Annotated in this window: 21 protein-coding genes; 5 read left to right on the plus strand and 16 right to left on the minus strand. The window is 62.3% G+C overall.

Features of this window, described 5'->3' with window-relative positions; translation table 11 throughout:
* Positions 1-36 precede the first annotated feature (36 nt).
* From J5286_RS05695 to J5286_RS05710, 4 genes are all read right to left on the minus strand, one after another.
* Positions 37-1,563, minus strand: coding sequence for an ABC-F family ATP-binding cassette domain-containing protein (locus tag J5286_RS05695; protein ID WP_209189550.1), 1,527 nt, complete (start codon positions 1,561-1,563; stop codon positions 37-39).
* Positions 1,564-1,903: 340 nt separating this feature from the next.
* Positions 1,904-2,125, minus strand: a complete 222-nt coding sequence (locus J5286_RS05700; protein WP_209189551.1) for a hypothetical protein — start codon at positions 2,123-2,125, stop codon at positions 1,904-1,906.
* 144 nt (positions 2,126-2,269) lie between these two features.
* Positions 2,270-2,656, minus strand: coding sequence for a hypothetical protein (locus J5286_RS05705; protein ID WP_209189552.1), 387 nt, complete (start codon positions 2,654-2,656; stop codon positions 2,270-2,272).
* 28 nt (positions 2,657-2,684) lie between these two features.
* Positions 2,685-4,241, minus strand: a complete 1,557-nt coding sequence (locus tag J5286_RS05710; RefSeq protein ID WP_209215329.1) for a helicase HerA-like C-terminal domain-containing protein — start codon at positions 4,239-4,241, stop codon at positions 2,685-2,687.
* A 244-nt stretch (positions 4,242-4,485) separates the two neighbouring features.
* On the opposite strand from J5286_RS05710, the gene J5286_RS05715 reads away from it, so the two are divergent.
* Entirely contained in the window at positions 4,486-4,881 is a 396-nt protein-coding gene (locus J5286_RS05715; RefSeq protein WP_209189554.1) for a hypothetical protein, read from the plus strand.
* A gap of 260 nt (positions 4,882-5,141) precedes the next feature.
* Here J5286_RS05715 and J5286_RS05720 read toward each other — a convergent pair whose 3' ends face one another.
* The 7 genes from J5286_RS05720 to J5286_RS05750 all read right to left on the minus strand — a co-directional run bounded on the left by J5286_RS05720 (position 5,142) and on the right by J5286_RS05750 (position 12,860).
* The gene (locus tag J5286_RS05720; protein WP_209189555.1) at positions 5,142-5,570 is read right to left on the minus strand and encodes a hypothetical protein; all 429 of its coding nucleotides are present in this window, start codon (positions 5,568-5,570) and stop codon (positions 5,142-5,144) included.
* Between the two features lie 179 nt (positions 5,571-5,749).
* Positions 5,750-5,956: a hypothetical protein gene (locus tag J5286_RS05725; RefSeq protein ID WP_026282725.1), complete on the minus strand. Its 207-nt coding sequence runs from the start codon at positions 5,954-5,956 to the stop codon at positions 5,750-5,752.
* Positions 5,957-6,319: 363 nt separating this feature from the next.
* Positions 6,320-7,843, minus strand: a complete 1,524-nt coding sequence (gene zwf, locus J5286_RS05730; protein WP_209189556.1) for a glucose-6-phosphate dehydrogenase — start codon at positions 7,841-7,843, stop codon at positions 6,320-6,322.
* Positions 7,844-8,477: 634 nt separating this feature from the next.
* A complete protein-coding gene (gene tam / locus J5286_RS05735; protein ID WP_209189557.1) occupies positions 8,478-9,248 on the minus strand; it encodes a trans-aconitate 2-methyltransferase in 771 nt (256 codons plus the stop codon).
* Between the two features lie 18 nt (positions 9,249-9,266).
* The gene (locus J5286_RS05740; protein ID WP_209189558.1) at positions 9,267-10,826 is read right to left on the minus strand and encodes a TerC family protein; all 1,560 of its coding nucleotides are present in this window, start codon (positions 10,824-10,826) and stop codon (positions 9,267-9,269) included.
* A gap of 396 nt (positions 10,827-11,222) precedes the next feature.
* Positions 11,223-11,657: a cupin domain-containing protein gene (locus J5286_RS05745; RefSeq protein WP_209189559.1), complete on the minus strand. Its 435-nt coding sequence runs from the start codon at positions 11,655-11,657 to the stop codon at positions 11,223-11,225.
* A 153-nt stretch (positions 11,658-11,810) separates the two neighbouring features.
* Positions 11,811-12,860 carry a patatin-like phospholipase family protein gene (locus J5286_RS05750; protein WP_209189560.1) on the minus strand — a complete coding sequence of 350 codons (1,050 nt, stop codon included), beginning with the start codon at positions 12,858-12,860 and terminating at the stop codon, positions 11,811-11,813.
* 304 nt (positions 12,861-13,164) lie between these two features.
* On the opposite strand from J5286_RS05750, the gene J5286_RS05755 reads away from it, so the two are divergent.
* Complete coding sequence (locus J5286_RS05755) at positions 13,165-14,052, plus strand: branched-chain amino acid aminotransferase (RefSeq protein ID WP_209189561.1); 888 nt, start codon at positions 13,165-13,167, stop codon at positions 14,050-14,052.
* 225 nt (positions 14,053-14,277) lie between these two features.
* A complete protein-coding gene (locus J5286_RS05760) occupies positions 14,278-15,204 on the plus strand; it encodes a bestrophin family protein (protein WP_209189562.1) in 927 nt (308 codons plus the stop codon).
* Between the two features lie 482 nt (positions 15,205-15,686).
* Here the strand turns inward: J5286_RS05760 and J5286_RS05765 are convergent, their stop codons facing one another.
* Positions 15,687-16,922, minus strand: coding sequence for a multidrug efflux MFS transporter (locus J5286_RS05765; RefSeq protein ID WP_209189563.1), 1,236 nt, complete (start codon positions 16,920-16,922; stop codon positions 15,687-15,689).
* A gap of 280 nt (positions 16,923-17,202) precedes the next feature.
* Here J5286_RS05765 and J5286_RS05770 point away from each other — a divergent pair, with 280 nt between their 5' ends.
* Positions 17,203-17,550 (plus strand): nuclear transport factor 2 family protein, encoded by a 348-nt coding sequence (locus J5286_RS05770; RefSeq protein WP_209189564.1) that lies wholly within the window; start codon positions 17,203-17,205, stop codon positions 17,548-17,550.
* Between the two features lie 4 nt (positions 17,551-17,554).
* Here J5286_RS05770 and J5286_RS05775 read toward each other — a convergent pair whose 3' ends face one another.
* From J5286_RS05775 to J5286_RS05790, 4 genes are all read right to left on the minus strand, one after another.
* A complete protein-coding gene (locus J5286_RS05775; protein WP_209189565.1) occupies positions 17,555-18,058 on the minus strand; it encodes a hypothetical protein in 504 nt (167 codons plus the stop codon).
* Positions 18,059-18,155: 97 nt separating this feature from the next.
* Complete coding sequence (locus tag J5286_RS05780; protein WP_209189566.1) at positions 18,156-18,731, minus strand: TetR/AcrR family transcriptional regulator; 576 nt, start codon at positions 18,729-18,731, stop codon at positions 18,156-18,158.
* A gap of 135 nt (positions 18,732-18,866) precedes the next feature.
* On the minus strand, positions 18,867-19,316 hold the full coding sequence (locus tag J5286_RS05785) for a M15 family metallopeptidase domain-containing protein (protein ID WP_209189567.1): 450 nt from the start codon (positions 19,314-19,316) through the stop codon (positions 18,867-18,869).
* A gap of 135 nt (positions 19,317-19,451) precedes the next feature.
* Positions 19,452-19,784, minus strand: a complete 333-nt coding sequence (locus tag J5286_RS05790; RefSeq protein ID WP_209189568.1) for a hypothetical protein — start codon at positions 19,782-19,784, stop codon at positions 19,452-19,454.
* 254 nt (positions 19,785-20,038) lie between these two features.
* On the opposite strand from J5286_RS05790, the gene J5286_RS05795 reads away from it, so the two are divergent.
* The gene (locus tag J5286_RS05795; protein ID WP_018902494.1) at positions 20,039-20,641 is read left to right on the plus strand and encodes a superoxide dismutase; all 603 of its coding nucleotides are present in this window, start codon (positions 20,039-20,041) and stop codon (positions 20,639-20,641) included.
* The last annotated feature ends 69 nt before the right edge of the window (positions 20,642-20,710 follow it).

Raw genomic sequence — 20,710 nt, forward strand, 5'->3', positions numbered from 1 at the left:
CCAGCCTTGTTCTGACCTAAGCTAACGGCCGCCCGATCAGGCAGCCGTCGCGGCAGCGGCGAAGAAGCCTTCCGGGCTCTCCACTTCCACCAGTCTCTTGCCGTCGATCTGCCAGAAGCGGTTGCCGACGTTGCGGATGAGGTCGCGGTCGTGCGAGACCAGCAGGCAGCTTGCCTGCTGCGCCATCAACTCGCTCTCCAGCGCCTCCTGGCCCTCGATGTCGAGATGGTTGGTCGGTTCGTCCAGCAGGTAGAAGTTCGGGTTGGTCAGCCGCAGCGCCAGCATCCCCAATCGTGCCTTCTGCCCGCCCGAGAGCCTGCCGATCGGCTTGCCCTGCATCTCGATCGTCATGCCTGCGCCGGCCAGCAGCGCGCGGGCTCTCGTGTCGCCGACATCGAAGCGCCTGAGGATCATCCGCATCGGCGTCTCCTCGTCGATCAGCTCGTTCAAAGCCTGGTCGCCATAGCCGAGCACCAGCGACGGCGTCGCCTTGATCCCCTCGACGGCGCCGTCAGCCTCCAGGATCGCACGACGCAGCATCGTCACCATCCGGCTCTTGCCCATGCCATTGGCACCGAGGAGAACGATGCGATCGCCCTGGCAGATGAACTGCTTGCCGGTCTTGAAGAGCGGCGTGCCATCCGGCCTTGCCACGATCGCATCCTCGAGCGTCACCAGCACCTTGGCGTGGGTTCCGCGATTGGCAAGCCGGATCGCCCCAGAGGAGCGCTCCATATGCGCCGGCTTGGCTGCATCCTCCAGCTTTTCAGCCCGCTGTTTCAGCTGCTTGGTCTTGACGACGAGCAGGTCGCTGCCGGAGTTGATGCCGATATTGTTGAGCTTGGCGGCCTGCTGGCGCAGCTTCTCCGCCGTCTTCATGTCGCGCTGGTAGCGCCGCTCGTCGGCCGCATCGCTGTCGTCGAGCGCTGCCCGCGCCTCGGAATACGGCAGCGAAAACAGCGCCGATTGCTCGGGCCTCAGAAACAACGTCCGGTTCGTCGTGGCGTCGAGAAAGGCGCGGTCGTGGCTGGAGATGATGACGGGCATGTCGCGCGGCAGCGCGTTCAGCCAGTCCTCAAGCCGGGCGATCTTGCCGAGGTCGAGATGATTGGTCGGCTCGTCGAGCAGAAGCACGTCGGGATCGGTCACCGAAACGCGTGCCAGCATCGCCAGCCGCTGCCAGCCGCCGCTGAGCTGCCCCACCGGCCGCTCGCGCATCTCGTCGGGCACATCGAGGCCGGCAAGCACCATGTCGACCCGCCAGCTTTCGTTGAGCTGCTGGTCCTCGGGCAGCGCCTTCAGCACCGCCTCGTGCAGCGGCAGCGCGAGTAGGGCAGGCGGCACGTCCTGTTCGACATGGCCGATGGTGAGCCCGCGCGAGCGGGTGACGTCGCCCTCGCTCGGCTCGATCGCGCCGGACAGGCAGCGCAGCAGCGTGGACTTGCCGCGCCCATTTGCGGCGACAAGACCGATGCGGTCGCCGGCGCCGATCGCAAGCGTGAGGTTGGCAAACAGCGGCTTGCCAAGGGTGATGCCGAGATTGCGGATATGGATTGTCGTCATGATCTTGCTCTGGTCTTGCGAGCCGGCACAGGCGCGTCGCGGGCATCAGCCTTCATCGCGCGCGTATGCTCAAGCTCGGGGATCTAGAAACATGCAGGCGAGCATAGGCTCACGGCTGCAGTGCCACGAGGGGCGGACCAGGAAGAGGGTGTCGAGAAACGGTCTCTGGTCAGCCCTGCAAACGCATTTGCAGGGCGTTGACGGGGCCACGCTGGCGATTGAATCGGAAATGTATCGTCACGCGCAACCCTCCTTTCTCAAGTATTTCGGCAATAGCATTGCGAGCGCGAAAATTCAACCGTGATGCTCGTGCACCGTGATCACGCCTGAGTGGTCCCGCCTAAATCAGGTCGTCCCTGCCTTCCTCATTAGGCAAGACACCTGTATGACCCTTGAGCGCTTGTATGTCATCCAAGTTTCCCGATACCTTCACATATCGTTGTCCAGCGCCAAAAAAGCTAGCTTCAAGTTCCATAAGCTGAGCGAAGCCGATCAAGACGTCTCCATCCATGAAAGGCGGATTGACCTCGGTCTGAAGGTCGAAAATGTAGAAGGGGCGCATGATCTATCCTCAATGGATCGTTCAACTTAGCTAGGCGGCCTGGCGAAGAACGGGACTTTGTTGTCCTTCAGGTGTCGTCGAAACGCTGGGGTGATGCTCGCACACAAAACAAGTGCTTCGGCGGAGAAGATTGGCCGCGAAAATTCAACCGTGATGCTCGTGCACCGTGATCAGGAAGATCGCATCGGCCTCGATCGCCTTCAGGATCGCGCCGCCGTCGCTGCGGTAGATCTGCAATTCCGAGAGCACCCCCGCGGCCGAAAACAGGATGATATCGACAAGCGGCCCGTAGGGATCGGCGACATCCTTGTCGTCGAAATAACCGGACGCGACGGGGTGCGCCGGCAGGTCGGCGGGCCAATCGGTCCTGTCGCGCAGGCGAAGGCGCAGCGAGCCGGATGCATCGATCTCGGCGGCGCGGTAGTGGTCGCAGTCCCAGGCTGGCGGCACCTCGCCGCGGGCGGCGTGTCGCGCCAGACGCTGGATGATCTGCTTTTCTGCGGGGTTCAACTCTCTCCAAATCAACGTCACGCGGTCGCTTCCGAAAAGAGTTGAGGGATCACCGTTTCAGGCTGCCGAGGATGCCGCGCACCAGCGCCCGCCCGACCTGGGTCGCCACGGTGCGTGCCACGCTCTTCATCGCCGCTTCCACCACAGTCTCGCGCTGATAGCCGCCGGAGCGCGGGCGGCTCTGCGGCGGCTCCTCGTCCTTGTCGTCGTCGCCAAAGCCCGGCAGCGTCCAGCGGCCGGAGGCGCTCCCCTCCGTCGGCTGTGTCGGCTGCGCCTGCTTGGCGGCATCGGAATCCGATGCCTTCTGCGCCCGCGCCGCGAGAATCTCGAAGGCGGATTCGCGGTCGACATCCTCGTCATAGACGCCGAGAACCGGGCTCTTGTCCATCACCTGCTGGCGTTCGGCATCGGTGAGCGGCCCGACGCGGCCGGATGGCGGCCGCACCAGCGTGCGCTCGACGATCGATGGCGCGCCCTTGGCCTCCAGCGTCGAAACCAGCGCCTCGCCGGTTCCAAGCGTGGTGATGACAGTGGCGCAGTCGAAGGCCGGGTTGGGGCGGAATGTATCGGCCGCCGTCTTCACCGCCTTCTGCTCGCGCGGCGTATAGGCGCGCAGCGCGTGCTGCACGCGGTTGCCGAGCTGGGCCAGCACCGTCTCCGGCACGTCGAGCGGGTTCTGCGTGACGAAATAGACGCCGACGCCCTTGGAGCGGATCAGGCGCACCACCTGCTCGACACGCTCGACGAGAACCTTCGGCGCGTCATTGAAGAGCAGATGCGCTTCGTCGAAGAAGAATACCAGCTTCGGCTTCTCCGGATCGCCCACTTCGGGCAGTTCCTCGAAGAGCTCCGACAAAAGCCAGAGCAGGAAGGTCGCGTAGAGACGCGGGTTCATCATCAGCTTGTCGGCGGCGAGCACCGAAATATTCCCGTAGCCGCGATTGTCGGTGCGCATGATGTCGGTGATCTTCAGCGCCGGCTCGCCGAAGAAATGCTCGGCGCCCTGCTGCTCGAGCACCAAGAGCGCGCGCTGGATCGAGCCGACGGAGGCCTTGGAGATCAGGCCGTACTGGCTGGAAAGCTCGGTGGCGTTCTCGCCCATGTAGTTGAGCAGCGCAGAGAAATCCTTGAGGTCGAGCAGCGGCAGGCCGCCCTTGTCGGCGATCTTGAAGGCGATGTTGATCACGCCTTCCTGCGGCTCCGACGCATCCATCAGCCTAGCGAGCAGGAGAGGGCCCATCTCGGCGATGGTGGTGCGCACCCGGTGGCCCTTTTCGCCGAACAGATCCCAGAAGATCACCGGGAACTGGTCTGCCTCGTAATCGTCGAAGCCGATCTGCTCGGCCCGCTTGGTCATCCAGTCCTGCGGCTGGCCCTTCATGGCAATGCCGGAGAGGTCGCCCTTGATATCGGCGCAGAAGACCGGAACGCCGGCTCTTGCGAAGCCTTCGGCCAGCACCTGCAGCGTCACCGTCTTGCCGGTGCCGGTGGCGCCGGTCACCAGTCCGTGGCGGTTGCCGTATTTGAGTTCCAGATATTCGGGGGTGTTGATACTGTCATCAGGGTTGCGGCTGGTACCGATGTAGATCTTGCCATCCTCGAGCATGCGAAAGGTCTCCCTGCCGGCGACGGACGCCGATTGCGTCAAAATGCGGAGAGCACAATCCGCATGTTCATTGTAATATGCTTCGACTGTTATAAGCAGGGACCGCAATGCCGACAACTGTCTGCATTAAAAGGAAAACTGGGATAAGCGCCAATCTTGGTCCGCTCTCCCGCCCGATGCCTTGAGTTGCCACTCAAACTCGATTAACGTTGACGTTAACGTCAATAAAACCAGGAGGATGACGATGAATGAAATCGTGGATCAGATAGCCGCACGGGTCGGCATTCCGGCCGAAGTGGCCGAAAAGGCGCTCGGCATGATGCTTGGCTTTCTCCAGCGCGAAGCGGCCGACGGCCCGGTCGCCCGGATGATCGAAGCCATTCCGGGCGCCTCCGATCTGGTGGCCCAGTATAACGGCGCCGGCGAAGCCGGCGGCGGCGGCCTTCTCGGCAGCATCATGGGCGCTTTGGGCGGCGGCGGCATCATGGCGCTCGGCCAGCAGCTGATGTCCGAAGGACTCGGCATGGGCGAGATCACCTCGCTCGCCAAGGAGACCCTTTCAATTGCCGAACAGCACGCCGGCAAGGAAGTCGTCGACGAGGTTGTTGCCTCGGTGCCGGGCCTCAGCCAGTTCGTTTGATCGGATTGGGTTGATTGGGTGATACGGCGGGCGGATTTTCCGCCCGTTTTGCTGTGGGGTGGTTTTTGAGGTGAATGCTGTGTTGGTGGCCCCCTCATCCGCCTGCCGGCACCTTCTCCCCGGTGGGGAGAAGAGACTCGGGGCGGGCCGCTCGCTCAACCTCCCCTTCTCCCCTGCGGGGAGAAGGTGGCCCGAAGGGTCGGATGAGGGGGCCACACGCGTAGACGCTAACCATCAGCCTAAGCCAAACCCAACAACCCTTACTGCGTCACCCCAACCAACTGCATCCACACGGCAGCCTGATCCCGCGCCGTCTGCCGATCAGCCTCATCCAGCACGCTCCCGCCACAGAACCGCTCCACCTGCGCCCGGTCACTCTCCGCCGTCGCGGCATGCTTGGCGCCAACGATCACGTGCCGCCACGCGCAGCCCAAGACGCGATCCTCGACGATCGCCGTATCGCACCCGGTACTGAAGCACAGCGCGACCGCCCTCTGGCTCTCGTAACCCCCACCAACCGCGCGCGCATAAGTCGCCTCCCACCCGGCACGCGTATCCCGGCATCCGGCCGGATCGGCGCTGAGATTGCACGACGTCGTGGCGACATAATCCTTCGCCGGTGGGAAGTCGGGGAATTCGGCCAGGTTGACGCATCCGCAAGCCAGAAGTGCTGCCGCAAACCACTGCAATATCGCCTCCCGCCGTTGCGCGACCACACTGCTTGCTGGAAGACATCGGACGATGGCTCACGACAGGCCAAATCAGTGATGAATGCCAAATCAGTCGTGAGTGTATGTGTTATCGCCGCTCGCCGAAAGTGGGTTTCGGCCCGGAAAATCGATCCTGGCATTCGCGGCCGGATGGGGTGTCAGTGCTTGCTTTTTGTCTCGCGGGCAAGCTTCAGGATGACGTCATCAGCCGCGTCGGCGAGGGCCATGGCGATTTCGGCGGCTTTCCACCCTCTCTTCTCTCCGTCACGGATAAGTTCGAAGAGCATGGGTTCGAATTCGGACCGGCAGGTCTCCATTCGTTGGTCTGAATTGGATCGATTCTTGGAAGACTGAATATCCGTCATCATCAATACCCCAGATTAGAGGGTAGATTTAGCAAGGCCGCTGAAGAGCGCAAGTAAATATGTTAATCGGTCATTAACAATTCGATTTTTTTGCCTGACATAAGCAAAAAAACAACTAAAGCGTCCAGAAGGGCCCGCCGGGGTGTGGCGGGCCCCCGCCTTCTTTGTCGCACTGGAAAAGCAACGCTGTCAGCAGTAAAAGCTTGGATCCCAGGAAGTAACCGGTCAACTTCTACCTTTTTTGTACTTGGTACCGCCTTTCAGCGGCGAAGCGAGCCGTTTCCCGTAAATATTATGGGTTTATTTCGGGACGGCGGCGCGTGAGCATGGTTGTTCCGGATATACTAACATAAGAGTGTATTTTTATTCATGTGCGCTTTTTGGGTTGTGTGGAATAACGCCGAGCTCGTGCCATTGCCGGCCATCTTTTCGGATCAGCTCGTCGGCGCAGGTCGGCCCCATGCTTCCCGGCAGGTAGGGCTCCGGCTGGTCGTGGCTTGTGCCCCAGAGATCGAGGAAGGGTTGCACGGCGGCCCAGCCCGCCTCGATGCCGTCGGCGCGCTGAAACAGCGTCTGGTCGCCGATGAAGAGATCGTAGAGCAGGGACTCGTAGCCGGTCATCTTGCCGATATCGAACATGTCGGCATAGCGGAAGTCGAGCGAGACAGGCACGGTATCGACCGAAAGCCCCGGCGACTTGATCGACAGCTCGACGCTCAAGCCCTCATCCGGCTGCACCTGGATGACCAGCCGGTTCGGCGGCAGGCTGCGCTTGATGTCGGTCTCGCGAAACTGCGCGAAGGGCACCTGGCGGAAGGTGACGACGATCTCCGTATCGCGCGCCTTCATCGCCTTGCCCGTGCGGAGATAGAACGGCACGCCCGCCCAGCGCCATGTGTCGACATAAAGCTTCAGCGCCACGAAGGTCTCTGTCCTGGTGTCGGGCGACACGTCCTTGGTCTCGCGGAAGGCGGTGACCGGGTTGCCGTTAAGGGGGCCGCTGGTATAGACGCCGCGCACGCCGTGGTCGGCCGCTTCCTCGGGCGTATAGATCCTGAGCGCGCTGAGCGCCTTGCTCTTTTCGCTGCGGATCGCCTCGGCCCCGAACCCGTTCGGCGCCTCCATGGCGATCATCGCCAGCAGCTGGAAGAGATGGTTCGGCACCATGTCGCGCAGCGCGCCCGTCGCATCGTAGAACTTGCCGCGGCTGCCGACATCGACCGTCTCGGCGGCGGTGATCTGCACGTGGTCGATATAGTTGTTGTTCCACAGCGCCTCGATCATCATGTTGGCAAAGCGCGTGGTCAGGATGTTCTGCACCGTCTCCTTTCCGAGGAAGTGATCGAGCCGGTAAACTTGGGCTTCCGAGACCTTGGAGAGGATGCGCGCATTGAGCGCCTTGGCCGAGGCGAGATCGGTCCCGAACGGCTTCTCGATGGCGATCCGCCGAAACGCGCTGTCGATCTCCTGGGTCAGCCCGTGTTCGGCGAGCTTCTCGACGATCGTCCCGAAGAATTGCGGCGGCACGGCGAGATAGAAGGCGGCATTACCATCAGGCGCCTTCTCAAGTCGCGCCTTGATGTCGAGATAGATCTCATCCTTGGTGAAATCGCCCGACGTATAGGCGATCCGCTTGCTGAGGCTCTTCCAGCCATCACTTTCGGCATGCGCGCCGCCGTCATCGAGCGTCTTCAGGAAATCATCGAGCCGCGCCACCAGCGTCGCATCGTCACCCGGCTCGATGCCGACGCCGAGAATACGGAGATCCTCGCCGGTCAGCCCGCTCTGCGTGAGGTTGATGATCGCGGGAACAAGCAGCCGCCGGGTGAGGTCTCCGGTGGCCCCGAAGATGACAAGCGTGACCGGCGGGCTGGGAGCTGCGTCCATGATGATCTCCTTGATATGGGAGGGGGAAGATAGAGCGGGTGGATGGGGTGCCAAGCGGGGGTGGTGCATTGATACGTGAGGAAGGCGAGGATGACGGGGGTTGGCCGAGTCTCCCGTCCGTAAGCTATTGAAATACCGAGATATCCACCCTCGCGACGTCATCCTCGGGCTTAGTCCCGAGGATCTAATCACGTAGCAACTGGCTCGACGTGGATGGATCGACCAATGCGCGGGCAGGTACCGATTGGAGGGGCGTCGAAAGCACCGGCGCCGTTGAACTTGCGGAGGCGTGCTTAGATCCTTGGGACTAAGCCCGAGGACAATGCCGGAGAGCTGGTCGGCCGTCCGTAGTAAGCTATTGAAATGCCAAGGCATCCACGCTCTCGACGTCATCCTCGGGCTCGTCCCGAGGATCTAATCACGCAGCAACGCGATCGACGTGGGTGGATCGACCGGCGCGCGGGCAGGTATCGCTTGGGTGGTCGTCGAAAGCACCGGCGCCGTTGAATTTGTGGAGACGTGCTTAGATCCTCGGGACGAGCCCGAGGATGACGTCGGAGAACGGGCTGGACGTCCGTAACCGATTGAAATGCCGTGGCCTAAGTCGCCTCGGAGGCGCGGCCATCTCCCAACTCTACCCCTTCACCGCCACCATGAACAACCGCGGAAACCTCAGCAGCACCCGCCCGTCGGACATCTTGGGATAAGCCTTCTCCACCCGCCCGAGATAATCCGCCAGAAACGCCTCGCGATGCTGATCGCCGGCATGGTCGAGATAGGGCCTGAGTCCAGTGCCCTTGACCCATTCGACGATCGCTGCCGCGTCCGCCATCGGGTGGTTGTAGGCGGTGTGCCAGATGTCGACGCGCTTGGCCTTGCCGATCAGCCGGGAGTAATAGGTGGAGGGCGGTGGCAGCGGGTTGCGGCGGACGCTTTTGGCCTCGAAGGCGGTCTTCCAGGGGCCGGCATGGGCGGTCTCTTCCATCAGGAGATGCGTCGGCTCTGTCAGGTTGTCGGGCATCTGCACGGCAAGCGCGCCACCCGGCTTCAGGCCATCCATCAGCCGGTCGAAGATATCGAGATGGTTGGGCAGCCACTGGAAGACGGCGTTGGCGAAGAGCAGATCGACCGGCTCCTTCGGCTGCCATGTCGCAAGATCCGCCTCGAGGAAATCCGTGCCGGGCAGCCGCTTGCGGGCTGCCTCCAGCATGTTGAGATCGCTGTCGAGGCCGCTGACGCCATCAGCACCGTAGCGGTCGATGATCAGCTCCGTCGAGTTGCCCGGGCCGCAGCCGAGGTCGATGGCGCGCTCGACGTGCTCCATCGGCACCTGCGCCAGAAGATCACGCGCCGGACGCGTCCGCTCATCCTCGAATTTCACATACTGGCTTGCCGACCATGCCATGGCGTCTCTCTCCCTTTCTTAGTCTGCGTCTTCGATACGCTTGATCCTGATCTTGTCGATGTTGCGACCATCGAGCGACACCACTTCGAATGTCAGTTCCTCGAAGCGGATCGTCTCGCCCTGATGCGGTAGATGCCCGAGCCGCCACAAAATGAAGCCGGCAAGCGTCGAGAACCGGTCGCCTTCGTCCACGAGGTCGATATCGACAAGCTTCGAGGCGTGGCGGATGTCGATCCAGCCGTCGACCGTCAGCGAGCCATCCTCGCCGCGCTCGATCGAGAGCTTCTCCTCGTCCTCGTCGGGAAACTCGCCGGCGATCGCCTCGAGCAGGTCGGTGGGCGTCACCATGCCTTCGAGATCGCCGTACTCGTCGAGCACGATGGCGACCGCTTCGCTGGAATGGCGCAGCTGTTCCATCAGCTTCAGCGCGCTGATGCTCTCATGCACCACGAAGGGCTCGCGGATCGAGCGCTCGACATTGATCGACCCATCGACGATCAGGTCGCGCAACAGGTCGCGGGCGCTGGCCACGCCGATGAAATTGTCGAGGCTCCCCCGCGCCACGGGAAAGCGCGAATGGCCGAGATCGACGATGCGGCGCTGCAGCTCCGCCTCAGGCGCGTCGAGATCCAGCCAGTCGATATCGATGCGCGGCGTCATGATCGACTTGGCCGAGCGATCGGCCAGCGTCAGCACGCCCTGGATCATGTCCTTCTCCTCGTTGGAGAACACGTCCTCTTCGGCCGCCTGTTCGGCGATATGTTCCGCCGTCGGCCCGAGCGTCACCTGCGGCCGTCTGCCACCGAGCAGGCCGAGCACGGCGTCGGCGGTGCGCTCACGGATGTTGGTGGGCGTGATCAGCCGCTCGCGATTGTGCCGCGCCAGCTGGTTCAGCGATTCGATGATGACGGAGAAGCCGATCGCCGCGTAGAGATAGCCCTTGGGCAGGTGCACGCCGAAGCCTTCGATGATCAGCGAGAAACCGATCATCATCAGGAAGCCCAGGCAGAGGATGACGACCGTCGGATGCTTGTTGACGAAGCTCGTCAGCGGCTTCGACAGAAGCAGCATGACGCCGATGGCGATGACGACCGCGATCATCATCACCGGCAGGTGCTGCACCATGCCCACGGCGGTAATCACGCTGTCGAGCGAGAAGATCGCGTCGAGCACGACGATCTGCACGATCACCTGCCAGAAGACGGCATGCACCACCTTCTTCTCAGACGTCTCGACATGGCCTTCGAGCCGCTCGTGCAGCTCCATCGTGCCCTTGAAGAGCAGGAAGACGCCGCCGATGAGGAGAATGATGTCACGGCCGGAGAAACTGAACTCCATGACCGAGAAGATCGGCGTCGTCAGCGTCACGATCCAGGCGATCGAGGCGAGCAGTCCGAGCCGGATGACGAGCGCCAGCCCTAGGCCGATCAGCCGCGCGCGGTCACGCTGATGCGGCGGCAGCTTGTCGGCGAGAATCGCGATAAAGACGAGATTGTCGATGCCGAGAACGATCTCGAGCACGATCAGGGTTGCGAGACCCACCCAAGCGGAGGGGTCGGACATCCAGTCGAAGAACATCAATGCTGTAATGCGGCCACGTTGACGGGACCGCTCCTTTTGCGATGAAAATATGAAAGGCGGATGACGGCGGCCGCAAACGACCGGCGATCGAACTCAGCGATGAATAGAAATAGAGCCGCTCTGAACGCGGCTATGCCTGACCTAAGGCCGGCGCGGCGAAGCGCACGCCATCTACAGCCATCCCCATCGCCATCAGCGGACATGTCGCTGGAAGAGGGGGTGGAGCTGGTACTGGACGGGTCGCTGTCGGGCATTCTTCAATTTTGAAGGGTAACGTGACCAAGCGCAAGAGGGGCGTGGCAGAATTCGTTCGCATGCTTGCGATCTTGGCCGACGCTTGGCGCCCGGGGAGGATGGCCGCCCGGAGATCCGGACGGCTCTGAAGCGGCCTGATCAGGCCGCCAGGATGCGCGTGCTGTCGCTGTTGGCGACGACGGTCAGCAAATCGCGGGTGCGCGATTCGGCGGCTTCGAAGAAGTCCGACATGTCGCTGTCTATCGTTGCCGAAAACCGTGCGGCTTCAGGGCCACGGTTGGAATAACCATGCGCCTGATCAGCCTCGATACGGACGATATCGCCGGCGGTGGCTTCGAATTCTTCCAGTCCGTTGTCCGTCATCCGACGGACGATAAGACAGCCTTCGATGATGCGCAGGATCTCGGGGCTGGCGTGGCGATGAAGCGGCGTGCGCCCGCCCGCAGGCACCGTGACGTCGAAGATGTTCAGCCAGGTTCCTTCAAGCCGCGTATGCCGCTCGAGCTGGCCTTCCGGCGTAAAGCCGGCCTGTGCGCCCTCGGGCGCATGCGTGTTCACAAATGAGTTGGACATGATGTCTCGCTTTTCTTTTTATTAGCGGCGAGCGCGATAGACCTTTAGCCGGAGGATGGCAACCCGCTAAAATGCAAGGCTCCGATGCGTATTCCGGAACCCCGCACAGTTCGTGGCCTTTCCACTTCCTGATCACCGTATCGTGTTTGGCGGTTAGTGGCTCGACAGGATGCGTTTGGCGATTTCGTCGAGCGCCAGCGCGTTGTCCTTGATGATCGACGCGGCGATTGCCTTCAGCGCCTTGATGTTTTCGGGAGATGCGTCGTCCAGCGCATCGTTCTCCTTGGAGCTCAGCTGTCGGTCGAGACGGAAATAGCTGAGGGAGCCGGCGTTCTCCTTCGTCACGACGGTCGAGTAGTTGATCTTGGTGTCGGGCGGATTGAGCAGCGCATTCGCCTGATAGGAAGCGGTGCTCGCCTGACCCTGCATCAGGATCGAAATCAGGGGCGTATCGTGAGATGGCTGCATCCAGCCGAGAATGCCCCAGCCCTTGGCCTCCTGATAGGCGAAGGGTCGATTCTGCTGGCCGGTACCGAGCGACAGGAAAACGAGCTCGTCATTGCCCCAGTTCTGCTTGCGCGCCTCCACATAGGCCGCAAGGATAGGATCGTTGGCGAAGACGCCGCCATCGATCAAGGGCACGAAGCGCCTGTCCTTGTTCTTCTCGCCAATTCTTTCGATCAGCGCCGGCGGAAAATAGGTGGGCGCCGCCGATGTCGCCCGCGCCGCTTCCCAATAGCGGAAATTGCTGTTCTCCTTGTCGGTGTTTGCCATGAACAGCGCCTGCCGCTGCTTTATGTCGTAGGCTGTGATCAGCACCTTGGAGAGCCCGTTGTCGAGGGTCGCCATGCCGAGCTTCTTCTGCAGTCTGTCTTCAAGCGCGTCGGGCTTGTAGCGCGGATCATTGATGCCGAAGGGGTTGATGAGCCCAAGGACCGGGTTCTGCTTGAATATCTCGTCGCCTTCATCGGCATAGAGCTCCAGCAGATCTGCCGGCGTGCATGCGGCCTTGTGCGACCCATCCGGATGCGGGCAGGTCAGCCCCGCCGCGATGATGCCGCCGGTGGATGTCCCCGCGATCATGTCGAATGCCTTGTAAAGCGGCAGCCCATCCAGTCGCGCGGCCAAATCCACCAGGATGGCCGCCGGGATGATCCCGCGAATGCCGCCGCCATCGATCGAAAGAATAAAACGCTTTGCCATGCTCCCCTCCATGCCGGTTCATCCGGTTGAGGGAAGTATGCGACTTAAACTAAAGATTGCAACAAACTGAAACAATCGCTTTGGTTGAGGGCAGTTGTGGATGCATGCCCGAACGCGTACCTCACTACACCCATGAGTTTCGCTGATACACCCATCGTCAGCGCTTGAGGTGTGCGCATGAATATTGCCACTGACTCAGCCACGGCATGCCGTTTCTTGCTTAGCCTCTGCCGCGACATATTTCTCCTTGACCCGGTCCGCGTGCGGGGTTTTGTCTCCCTGCAATTTCTTGAAGGAGAGTCTCATGGCCGTCGATACATCGCCCCGTTCCAACACCTGGACCTATGTCGAGGGAGAGTGGCTGACCGGCAACCCGCCGCTGATCGGGCCGACCTCGCATGCCATGTGGCTGGCCTCCACCGTCTTCGACGGCGCCCGCTGGTTTGACGGCATCGCGCCGGATCTCGACCTGCATTGCCAGCGCATCAACCGCTCGGCCGTCAACATGGGCCTGAAGGCGGTGAAGACCGCGGAAGAAATCGAAGCGCTCGCCTGGGAAGGCATCAAGAAGTTCGACGGCAAGACGCCTATTTACATCAAGCCGATGTACTGGGGCGAGCATGGCTCGGCCGGCAGCGTCGTCACCGTTGATGGTGACAGCACCCGCTTCGCGCTATGCCTGTTCGAAGCCCCGCTCGGCAACAACAAGCCGAACTCGCTCACCGTCTCGCCCTTCCGCCGCCCGTCGCCGGAGACCGCGATGACCGATGCCAAGGCCGGCTCGCTCTATCCGAACAGCGGCCGTGCCATTGCGGAAGCGAGAAGCCGCGGCTTCGACAACGCCCTGATGCGCGACATGAACGGCAATGTCGCCGAAACCGCGTCCTCCAACGTGTTTCTCGTCAAGGATGGCGTCGTCAAGACGCCTGTCGCCAACCGCACCTTCCTCGCCGGCATCACCCGCGCCCGCGTCATCGGCCTTTTGCGCCAGGCCGGCTTCGAGGTTCGCGAGGAGACGCTCTCGGTCGACGATTTCATGGTGGCCGACGAGATCTTCACCTCCGGCAACTACTCCAAGGTCGTCGGCGTCAACCGCCTCGACGATCGCGAGCTGCAGGAAGGCCCGGTCACCCGCAAGGCGCTCGAAATCTACATGAACTGGGCATTTGGTCGCAGCGCAAGCGACAGCTGATCTGCTATTGAGGGAGGAGAGTGTGGCCCCCTCATCCCCGGCGCAACTCGTTGTGCCTGAACCCTTCGGGCCCCCTTCTCCCCGTGGGGGAGAAGGGGAGGTCGGCGCGAGCGGCTTGCCTCGAGTCTCTTCTCCCCAGCGGGGAGAAGGTGCCGGCAGGCGGATGAGGGGGCAACACCCACTGCGTTAACTCATCACTCCCACCCCCACCTGGTCCCCCGCATCATGATCGTGCGCCCCCGCCCAACCCTCTTTCGCCTCTTCTTCATCCTCCGCGGCTCTATCATCAAGCGCGTCCTGCCGCAGATCATACTCACCGCCGTGCTCTCCTCGCTGGTCGTGCTCTGTCACACGCTGTGGCCGGGTGTCCTGCCTGTTTTCAACGGCGCCCCCTTCGCCCTGCTCGGCATCGCGCTGTCGATCTTCCTCGGCTTCCGCAACAACGCCTGCTACGACCGCTGGTGGGAAGCGCGCCGGCAATGGGGCGTGATCGTCTTCTCCGCCCGCCACTTTGCCCGCCAGACCCTGATCCTCGAAACGATGTCAGGCGAAGCCGGAAAGGACGCCCGCAAGCGCGTGCTGACGCTCGTCATCGCCTTCGTCCAGTCGCTCGTTCCGCACCTGCGCACCGGCATCTCCCGCCACAAGGTCGAGCGCCTGCTGCCGGATGATATCAACGCCCACTATGCCGCCAGCCGCAACCCACCGGAAGCGCTCTCCCTGGAAATCGCCCGAGAACTCGCCGATCTCCGCGCCAAGGGCTTGCTCACCGACATCAACTACCAGATGCTCGACCGCACACTGGCCGATCTGACGCTCGCCCAGGCCTCCTGCGAACGCATCCGCTGGACGCCCGTTCCCTTCGGCTACACCCTGCTATTGCACCGCACCGCCCATCTCTTCTGCCTGATGCTGCCCTTCGGCTTCGACGACGTGCTCGGCTGGTTCATGCCCTTCGGCACCGCACTCGTCGCCTACACCTTCTTCGGCCTCGACGCGCTGGGCGACGAACTGGAAGAACCCTTCGGAAAGCAACCCAACGCACTCCCGATCGAGGCGATCGCCGACACGGTCGAGATCAACATTCGCGAGGCGATGGGAGAGAAGGACCTGCCGCCGCTGCCGGTGGCGGTGGATTATTTGTTGATGTAGGGGGAGTGGCGTTTGCGAGCGGATGGCGGCGCCAGGGGAAACTGCGTCGTTTCAAAGGGTTGCTGGTGGACGCCCCTCATTCCATCGTCATCCTCGGGCTTGTCCCGAGGATCTAAGCACGCCGCCACGGATGTAACGGTGCCGGTGCGCGCGACGGCAGCCCGGTAATGCCAGCCCGTACATCGGTCGATCCACTGACGTCCAGCCCGTTGCCGCCTCAGCAGATCCTCGGGACAAGCCCGAGGATGACGTCGAGCGAGATGAAAGCCTTGTGCATCAACGACTTACGGGGATGTTCTCCACCGTCATCCTCGGCCGTTTCCACGAATGCAACGGTGCGACCGCTGGGACAACCGTGGCCGCAAACACTGGCTTGCGCCTCGGTCGATCCATCCACGTCGAACGCGTTGCTGCGTGCTTAGATCCTCGGGACAAGCCCGAGGACGACGTCGAGGGCGTGGAAGCCGAGCAACTCCAACACCTTACGAGTGCGCCACATCCCCTCTCGGCCGCACCATCCACGAATAGGCCGCCCCGGCGATCAACAGCACGCAGGTGCCCAGAAACACCGCCCGCATGCCGATATGCCCGCCGACGAAGCCGCCGAGGATCGGGCCGGCGACCTGGCCGACATATTGTGAGGAGACCGACCATCCGAGGATGCTGCCGGCCGCGCTGTCGGGGACGCTGTGGCGGATGACGGCGGAGATGCAGGGGAGCAGGCCGCCGAGCGCCACGCCCATCAGGAAGCGCAGCACGATCAGCTGCCATGACGACGTCACGAAAGCCTGCGGGATCAGGAGCAGGCCGGCAATGCCGAGCGCGCCTGCGATGACCGGCCAGTGGCCGATCCTGTCCGCGAGCTTGCCCAGCCGCGAGGCCGAAAGGATGCTGCCGAGGGCCGCCGCGGACATGACGATGCCGGCGATAACAGTCACCCTCGCCGCGTCGTCCACAAGCTGCGCGACATAGACGGTGATGATCGGCTCGATCGACATGTTGGCGAGCATCAACAGCATACCGGTGAAGAGCATGGCGATGACGGGCCGCTTGTCCGGTATCGAGGCCCAGCCGCCGCTCTGCTTGGCGGCCTTCTTGCGGGCAGGGGACTTCTCCTCCTTGATGAGGCAAAGCGTGGCGAGAAAGGCGAGGAAGATCATCGCGCCGGCGGCCAAAAACGTGCCGCGAATGCCGATCAGGGGCGGCAGCACGCCGCCGATCAGCGGCCCGACGAGATTGCCGGCCATGATGCCCGAGGCCAGCGTCCCCAGCGCCCAGGCCGACCGATCCTTCGGCGTCTGCGTCGCCACCAGCACCATCGAGCCGGATGAGTAGCCGCCCGCGAGCCCAACGAAGAGCCGGAGCGCCACCAGCTGCCAGACGTTTCCGGCCATGCCCATCAGCGAGATTGCAACGGTCATGCCGAGGCTGGCGCGCACCAGCATCAGCTTGCGCCCGTAGATATCGCCCAGCCGTCCCCAGAGCGGCGCCACGAAGGCGGCGGCGAAGAAGGTGGCGCCATAGGCGATCCCCGACCATTGCACGATGGCGGCATGGTCGCTGACGCCGAGCTCCTCGACGTAGAGCGGCAGGAAGGGAAGAAGCAGCGTCATGGCCACGATGGTCGTGAATGAGCCGACAAGCGAAACCGCCAGGTTGCGTTTCCAATGGATCGAGCCTGGCGCATCCGCGCCGGCATCCTCTGTCTTGTCACTCATGTCAGGGCCTTCTGCATTATCGATCGTCCACATCGCAAGAGAAAGGCGGCACTGATGTCGATCACAAACCGGTCAGGCCCGGGCGAGGGCCGGGCGGAGCGGGTGAGGAAAGACAGGAGAGCCTCCGTTTCCGGTGGCACGCCATCGGTATAGCCCCGCTGCCGACAGGCCATCAAGGACGGATAAGGGGCCATTCGGTTCGCTCGACGTCGGATTCCGGCCGATAGGGCTGGCCTTTTGCTTGGGCGACCGCAGTTTCCGAAAGAGGAGGATAACCGACATGACGGATGAAACCGACACCGGGCGCGAGAAAACAGTCCGCGCCCTCTACGCCGCCTATATCGACGGCCGCAGGGATATCGTCGCTGCCATGCTGACGGAGGACTTCACCTTCTCCAGCCCGCGCGACGACCATATCGACCGCGACGCCTATTTCGCACGCTGCTGGCCGGTGCCGCCGCCCTTCCGCACCATGGAGATCGAATATCTCGGCCTGTCAGGCGATGAGGCCGTGGTGCGCTATCGCGCCGTAAAGCACGATGGAGGAGCGTTCCGCAACATGGAAACGCTCCGCTTCAGAGATGACAGGCTTGCCGCCGTCGAGGTCTATTTCGGCCGTGAGGCCTGAGACCTCACGCAACCACGCGCCGCGCCTGGCCGCGCGAGACGAGGAAAGCCTGCGCAAGGCTACCCGCCGCAAACAGCACCACCCAGATCAAAAGGGCCGTCTGCACCGGCGGCGAATCCGGGCCGTTGCCGATCGGGTGTGAGGGCGGCAGGCGCGACAGGGTCTCGTTGATCCCCGGCACCCAGAGCAGGAAATAGGTGAAGGAAAAGCCGAGGTTCCTGAGATAGGGGATCAGCCGCCCGAGAAAGCCAAGCTTGGGCAGCACGAGACAGATGCCGGAGACGAGAAGCACGATGATCGCAAGCGCATGGCCGGGATTGAAGCCGCCGGTGGACGACAGGCCGAAGGCGCTGATGGCGGAAAGCGCAAGCGTTGCGAGGTAGACCTTGCCGACCGTCGTCTCCGGGCGAATGGCGCGGTATTTGGCGAAGCTGTAGAGCCCGGCGATGGCTGGGATGATGCTGATGGCGGTGTGGATCTCACCGAGAAGCGAAAGCGGATTGGCCATGTCTGTTTCCTTTTGTGGACCAACTAGTCGGTCGGTTTTATGGGCAAATGAGGGGCAAAGAGATGCGCATGCACGTCATGTCTGAGATAGTAGCGATCTAGCCGGTCAGCCTCTGCAGCGCCGGCTGGGTAATGTTTGCATAGAGTTCGGCGTCGCCACCGGCGACCCGCGCCGCCAGCATGGCGCCGTGCACCGTGGCGACGAGAATGCGGGCGCTGCGCTCCGCATCCTCGTTACTCGTCAACTCGCCCTTCTTCAGCCCCTCGTCGATGAAGCCGGCAAGCCTTGCGATCAGCTCGTCGAAATGCGCCTTCACCTGTTCGGCGACCTCTGGCGGCAGGCTCGGCAGTTCGGCGGCGAGAAGCGCGGCTATGCAGAAGGGTGCGTTGTTGTCGCGGATGCATTGTTCCCAGAAGCCGACATAGCCGGCAAGCCGCCTGTCGGCGCGCGGCTCATGCGCCGCCATCGCCCCCATCCCATCCTCTGTCGCCTGCCGGTAGCGGGCGATTACCGCCACCGCGAGATCGGCCTTGCCGGGAAAGTGATGATGGATCGTCGCCTTGCCGATGCCGACCACCGCGGAGATATCCGCATAGCTGAAGGCGTTGTAGCCGCGGCTGACGATCAGCGCCTGCGCGGTGTCGAGAATGCGTGTGTATGTATCCGATGCCATGCGTGGATGTCTACCGACTAGTTGGTCGGTCGTCAACGGGGCGCACGGAAACGTGACTGCGAGCTGAAACTGGCATTGCCGGCAGCGCGGGGCAGGGCACCCGCACGCCGTTACGGTTCGCTCCACGCGCGGATGTCAATCCTCGTAGAGCTTCGATTTCTTCGACCATTTGCGCCAGGGGTGCAGCTCGTAGTGCGGCATGTCCCAGCCGTCCCTGATATCGCCGTTCATGTCCCAATCGCCGCCCCAGCGCAGCTTCAGCGGCTTTCCGTCAAGACCTTCGAGCCCAAGCTTCTCGGGCAGCGGCAGGATGACTTTGGAGAGCCGGATGAAAGCCTGCTTGTTCTTCCAGTCATACGGCGCCGGTAACAGATCGAAGGCGATTGCTGGCACATAATTATGCGCTGAATCGCCGAAATGCACCTTCGAAAAGCCGCCATTGAACGCCCGCTCCTGCGCATCGCGCCCGCGCGTCGAATCGAGCACCTTGAAATCGACCTCACGGATCGCCGCCTGGGCGATCGCCTGCAGATGCGGATGGCATTTCGCAAGGGCGGCAAGCGATGCGCTGCTGAAATGAAACATGACATCCTCCCATGCCGCGCCATCTGGGGGCCGGCGTCGGAAGGTTAGCGAAAGGGAGGTTGCGCGTACACAAATCGAGCGCAATCATTGATTGCGTAAAGGGCGGCTGTATGGCTGAAGACAGGGCGCGCCGCCTCACTCGTCCGGCAAGATCCCCATCCGCTCGGTCTCGAGTTCCGTGCCTAGCTCCACCGCCTTGGTCTTCTTGTCGTAGATGCAGAAGTAGCTGACGAAGCCGTTGGCGCCCTTCGGCTTGCCCGTCACCAGCGCCATGCCGAAATTCTCGCTGCCGAAGGGATCGACGACGGCATGCGGCAGTTCGATCTGCGCGCGCGCCGCCATCTCGCATTTTCCCTGCACTTCGGCTGCAAAGTCTTTCCAGGCGTCACCCGAGGAGGCCAAGGCGGTGCCGCCGGCGAGCAGAAGAGCCGCGATGATGACGGCCGCAAAGCCGATCGGATGGAGCATAGGGTGCCCTGTAACGCCAAGCCTCATACTGAGCCCTCGCACATTTTCGGCCCTCGCGCCCAAGCTTGGAAGGCCATGCCATAAAGCACTGTCATCATGATTGATTTGCGCCTTGCATGCCAAGCCCTTAGCGCGGTTAAATTTTCTTCCGCAACGGTCTTTTTTGACGTTTCGCAGGTTGCCTCACCAAGCTTGCGCTCCTATGTTCCCGCACACCTGCCGATTACGCAAACTATTGCCAAAAGGAGACGACCATGGCTTTTGAATTGCCTGAACTTCCCTACGACTACGAAGCGCTGCAGCCTTTCATGTCGAAGGAAACCCTGGAGTTCCACCACGACAAGCACCACAAGGCTTATGTCGACAACGGCAACAAGCTTGCGGCGGAAGCCGGTCTCGCCGACCTCTCGCTCGAAGACGTCGTCAAGAAGTCCTTCGGCACCAATGCCGGCCTCTTCAACAACGCTGCCCAGCACTACAACCACGTCCATTTCTGGAAGTGGATGAAGAAGGGCGGCGGCGGCAACAAGCTGCCTTCCAAGCTCGAAGCGGCCATCAACTCCGATCTCGGCGGCTATGACAAGTTCAAGGCCGATTTCGTCGCTGCCGGCACCACCCAGTTCGGCTCCGGCTGGGCCTGGGTTTCCGTCAAGAACGGCAAGCTCGAAATCTCCAAGACCCCGAACGGCGAAAACCCGCTCGTCCACGGCGCCACCCCGATCCTCGGCGTCGACGTCTGGGAACACTCCTACTACATCGACTACCGCAACGCCCGTCCGAAGTACCTCGAAGCCTTCGTCGACAGCCTGATCAACTGGGACTACGTCCTGGAACGCTACGAAGCCGCAACCAAGTAAGCCGGTTTTCTAGAGAGTGACGAGAACACCCGGTGGAGACGCCGGGTGTTTTTGTTTTGTGTCACATCC

The sequence above is a fragment of the Rhizobium sp. 16-488-2b genome, from assembly GCF_017741815.1.
GTDB lineage: Bacteria > Pseudomonadota > Alphaproteobacteria > Rhizobiales > Rhizobiaceae > Rhizobium.

What these genes read in the sequence shown, in the direction of transcription:
- J5286_RS05695 (WP_209189550.1), bottom strand. Translation starts at nt 1,563, where the DNA reads ATGACGACAATCCATATCCGCAATCTCGGCATCACCCTTGGCAAGCCG.
- J5286_RS05700 (WP_209189551.1), bottom strand. Translation starts at nt 2,125, where the DNA reads ATGCGCCCCTTCTACATTTTCGACCTTCAGACCGAGGTCAATCCGCCT.
- J5286_RS05710 (WP_209215329.1), bottom strand. Translation starts at nt 4,241, where the DNA reads ATGCTCGAGGATGGCAAGATCTACATCGGTACCAGCCGCAACCCTGAT.
- J5286_RS05715 (WP_209189554.1), top strand. Translation starts at nt 4,486, where the DNA reads ATGAATGAAATCGTGGATCAGATAGCCGCACGGGTCGGCATTCCGGCC.
- J5286_RS05725 (WP_026282725.1), bottom strand. Translation starts at nt 5,956, where the DNA reads ATGACGGATATTCAGTCTTCCAAGAATCGATCCAATTCAGACCAACGA.
- zwf (WP_209189556.1), bottom strand. Translation starts at nt 7,843, where the DNA reads ATGGACGCAGCTCCCAGCCCGCCGGTCACGCTTGTCATCTTCGGGGCC.
- tam (WP_209189557.1), bottom strand. Translation starts at nt 9,248, where the DNA reads ATGGCATGGTCGGCAAGCCAGTATGTGAAATTCGAGGATGAGCGGACG.
- J5286_RS05740 (WP_209189558.1), bottom strand. Translation starts at nt 10,826, where the DNA reads ATGTTCTTCGACTGGATGTCCGACCCCTCCGCTTGGGTGGGTCTCGCA.
- J5286_RS05745 (WP_209189559.1), bottom strand. Translation starts at nt 11,657, where the DNA reads ATGTCCAACTCATTTGTGAACACGCATGCGCCCGAGGGCGCACAGGCC.
- J5286_RS05750 (WP_209189560.1), bottom strand. Translation starts at nt 12,860, where the DNA reads ATGGCAAAGCGTTTTATTCTTTCGATCGATGGCGGCGGCATTCGCGGG.
- J5286_RS05755 (WP_209189561.1), top strand. Translation starts at nt 13,165, where the DNA reads ATGGCCGTCGATACATCGCCCCGTTCCAACACCTGGACCTATGTCGAG.
- J5286_RS05760 (WP_209189562.1), top strand. Translation starts at nt 14,278, where the DNA reads ATGATCGTGCGCCCCCGCCCAACCCTCTTTCGCCTCTTCTTCATCCTC.
- J5286_RS05765 (WP_209189563.1), bottom strand. Translation starts at nt 16,922, where the DNA reads ATGAGTGACAAGACAGAGGATGCCGGCGCGGATGCGCCAGGCTCGATC.
- J5286_RS05770 (WP_209189564.1), top strand. Translation starts at nt 17,203, where the DNA reads ATGACGGATGAAACCGACACCGGGCGCGAGAAAACAGTCCGCGCCCTC.
- J5286_RS05775 (WP_209189565.1), bottom strand. Translation starts at nt 18,058, where the DNA reads ATGGCCAATCCGCTTTCGCTTCTCGGTGAGATCCACACCGCCATCAGC.
- J5286_RS05780 (WP_209189566.1), bottom strand. Translation starts at nt 18,731, where the DNA reads ATGGCATCGGATACATACACACGCATTCTCGACACCGCGCAGGCGCTG.
- J5286_RS05785 (WP_209189567.1), bottom strand. Translation starts at nt 19,316, where the DNA reads ATGTTTCATTTCAGCAGCGCATCGCTTGCCGCCCTTGCGAAATGCCAT.
- J5286_RS05790 (WP_209189568.1), bottom strand. Translation starts at nt 19,784, where the DNA reads ATGCTCCATCCGATCGGCTTTGCGGCCGTCATCATCGCGGCTCTTCTG.
- J5286_RS05795 (WP_018902494.1), top strand. Translation starts at nt 20,039, where the DNA reads ATGGCTTTTGAATTGCCTGAACTTCCCTACGACTACGAAGCGCTGCAG.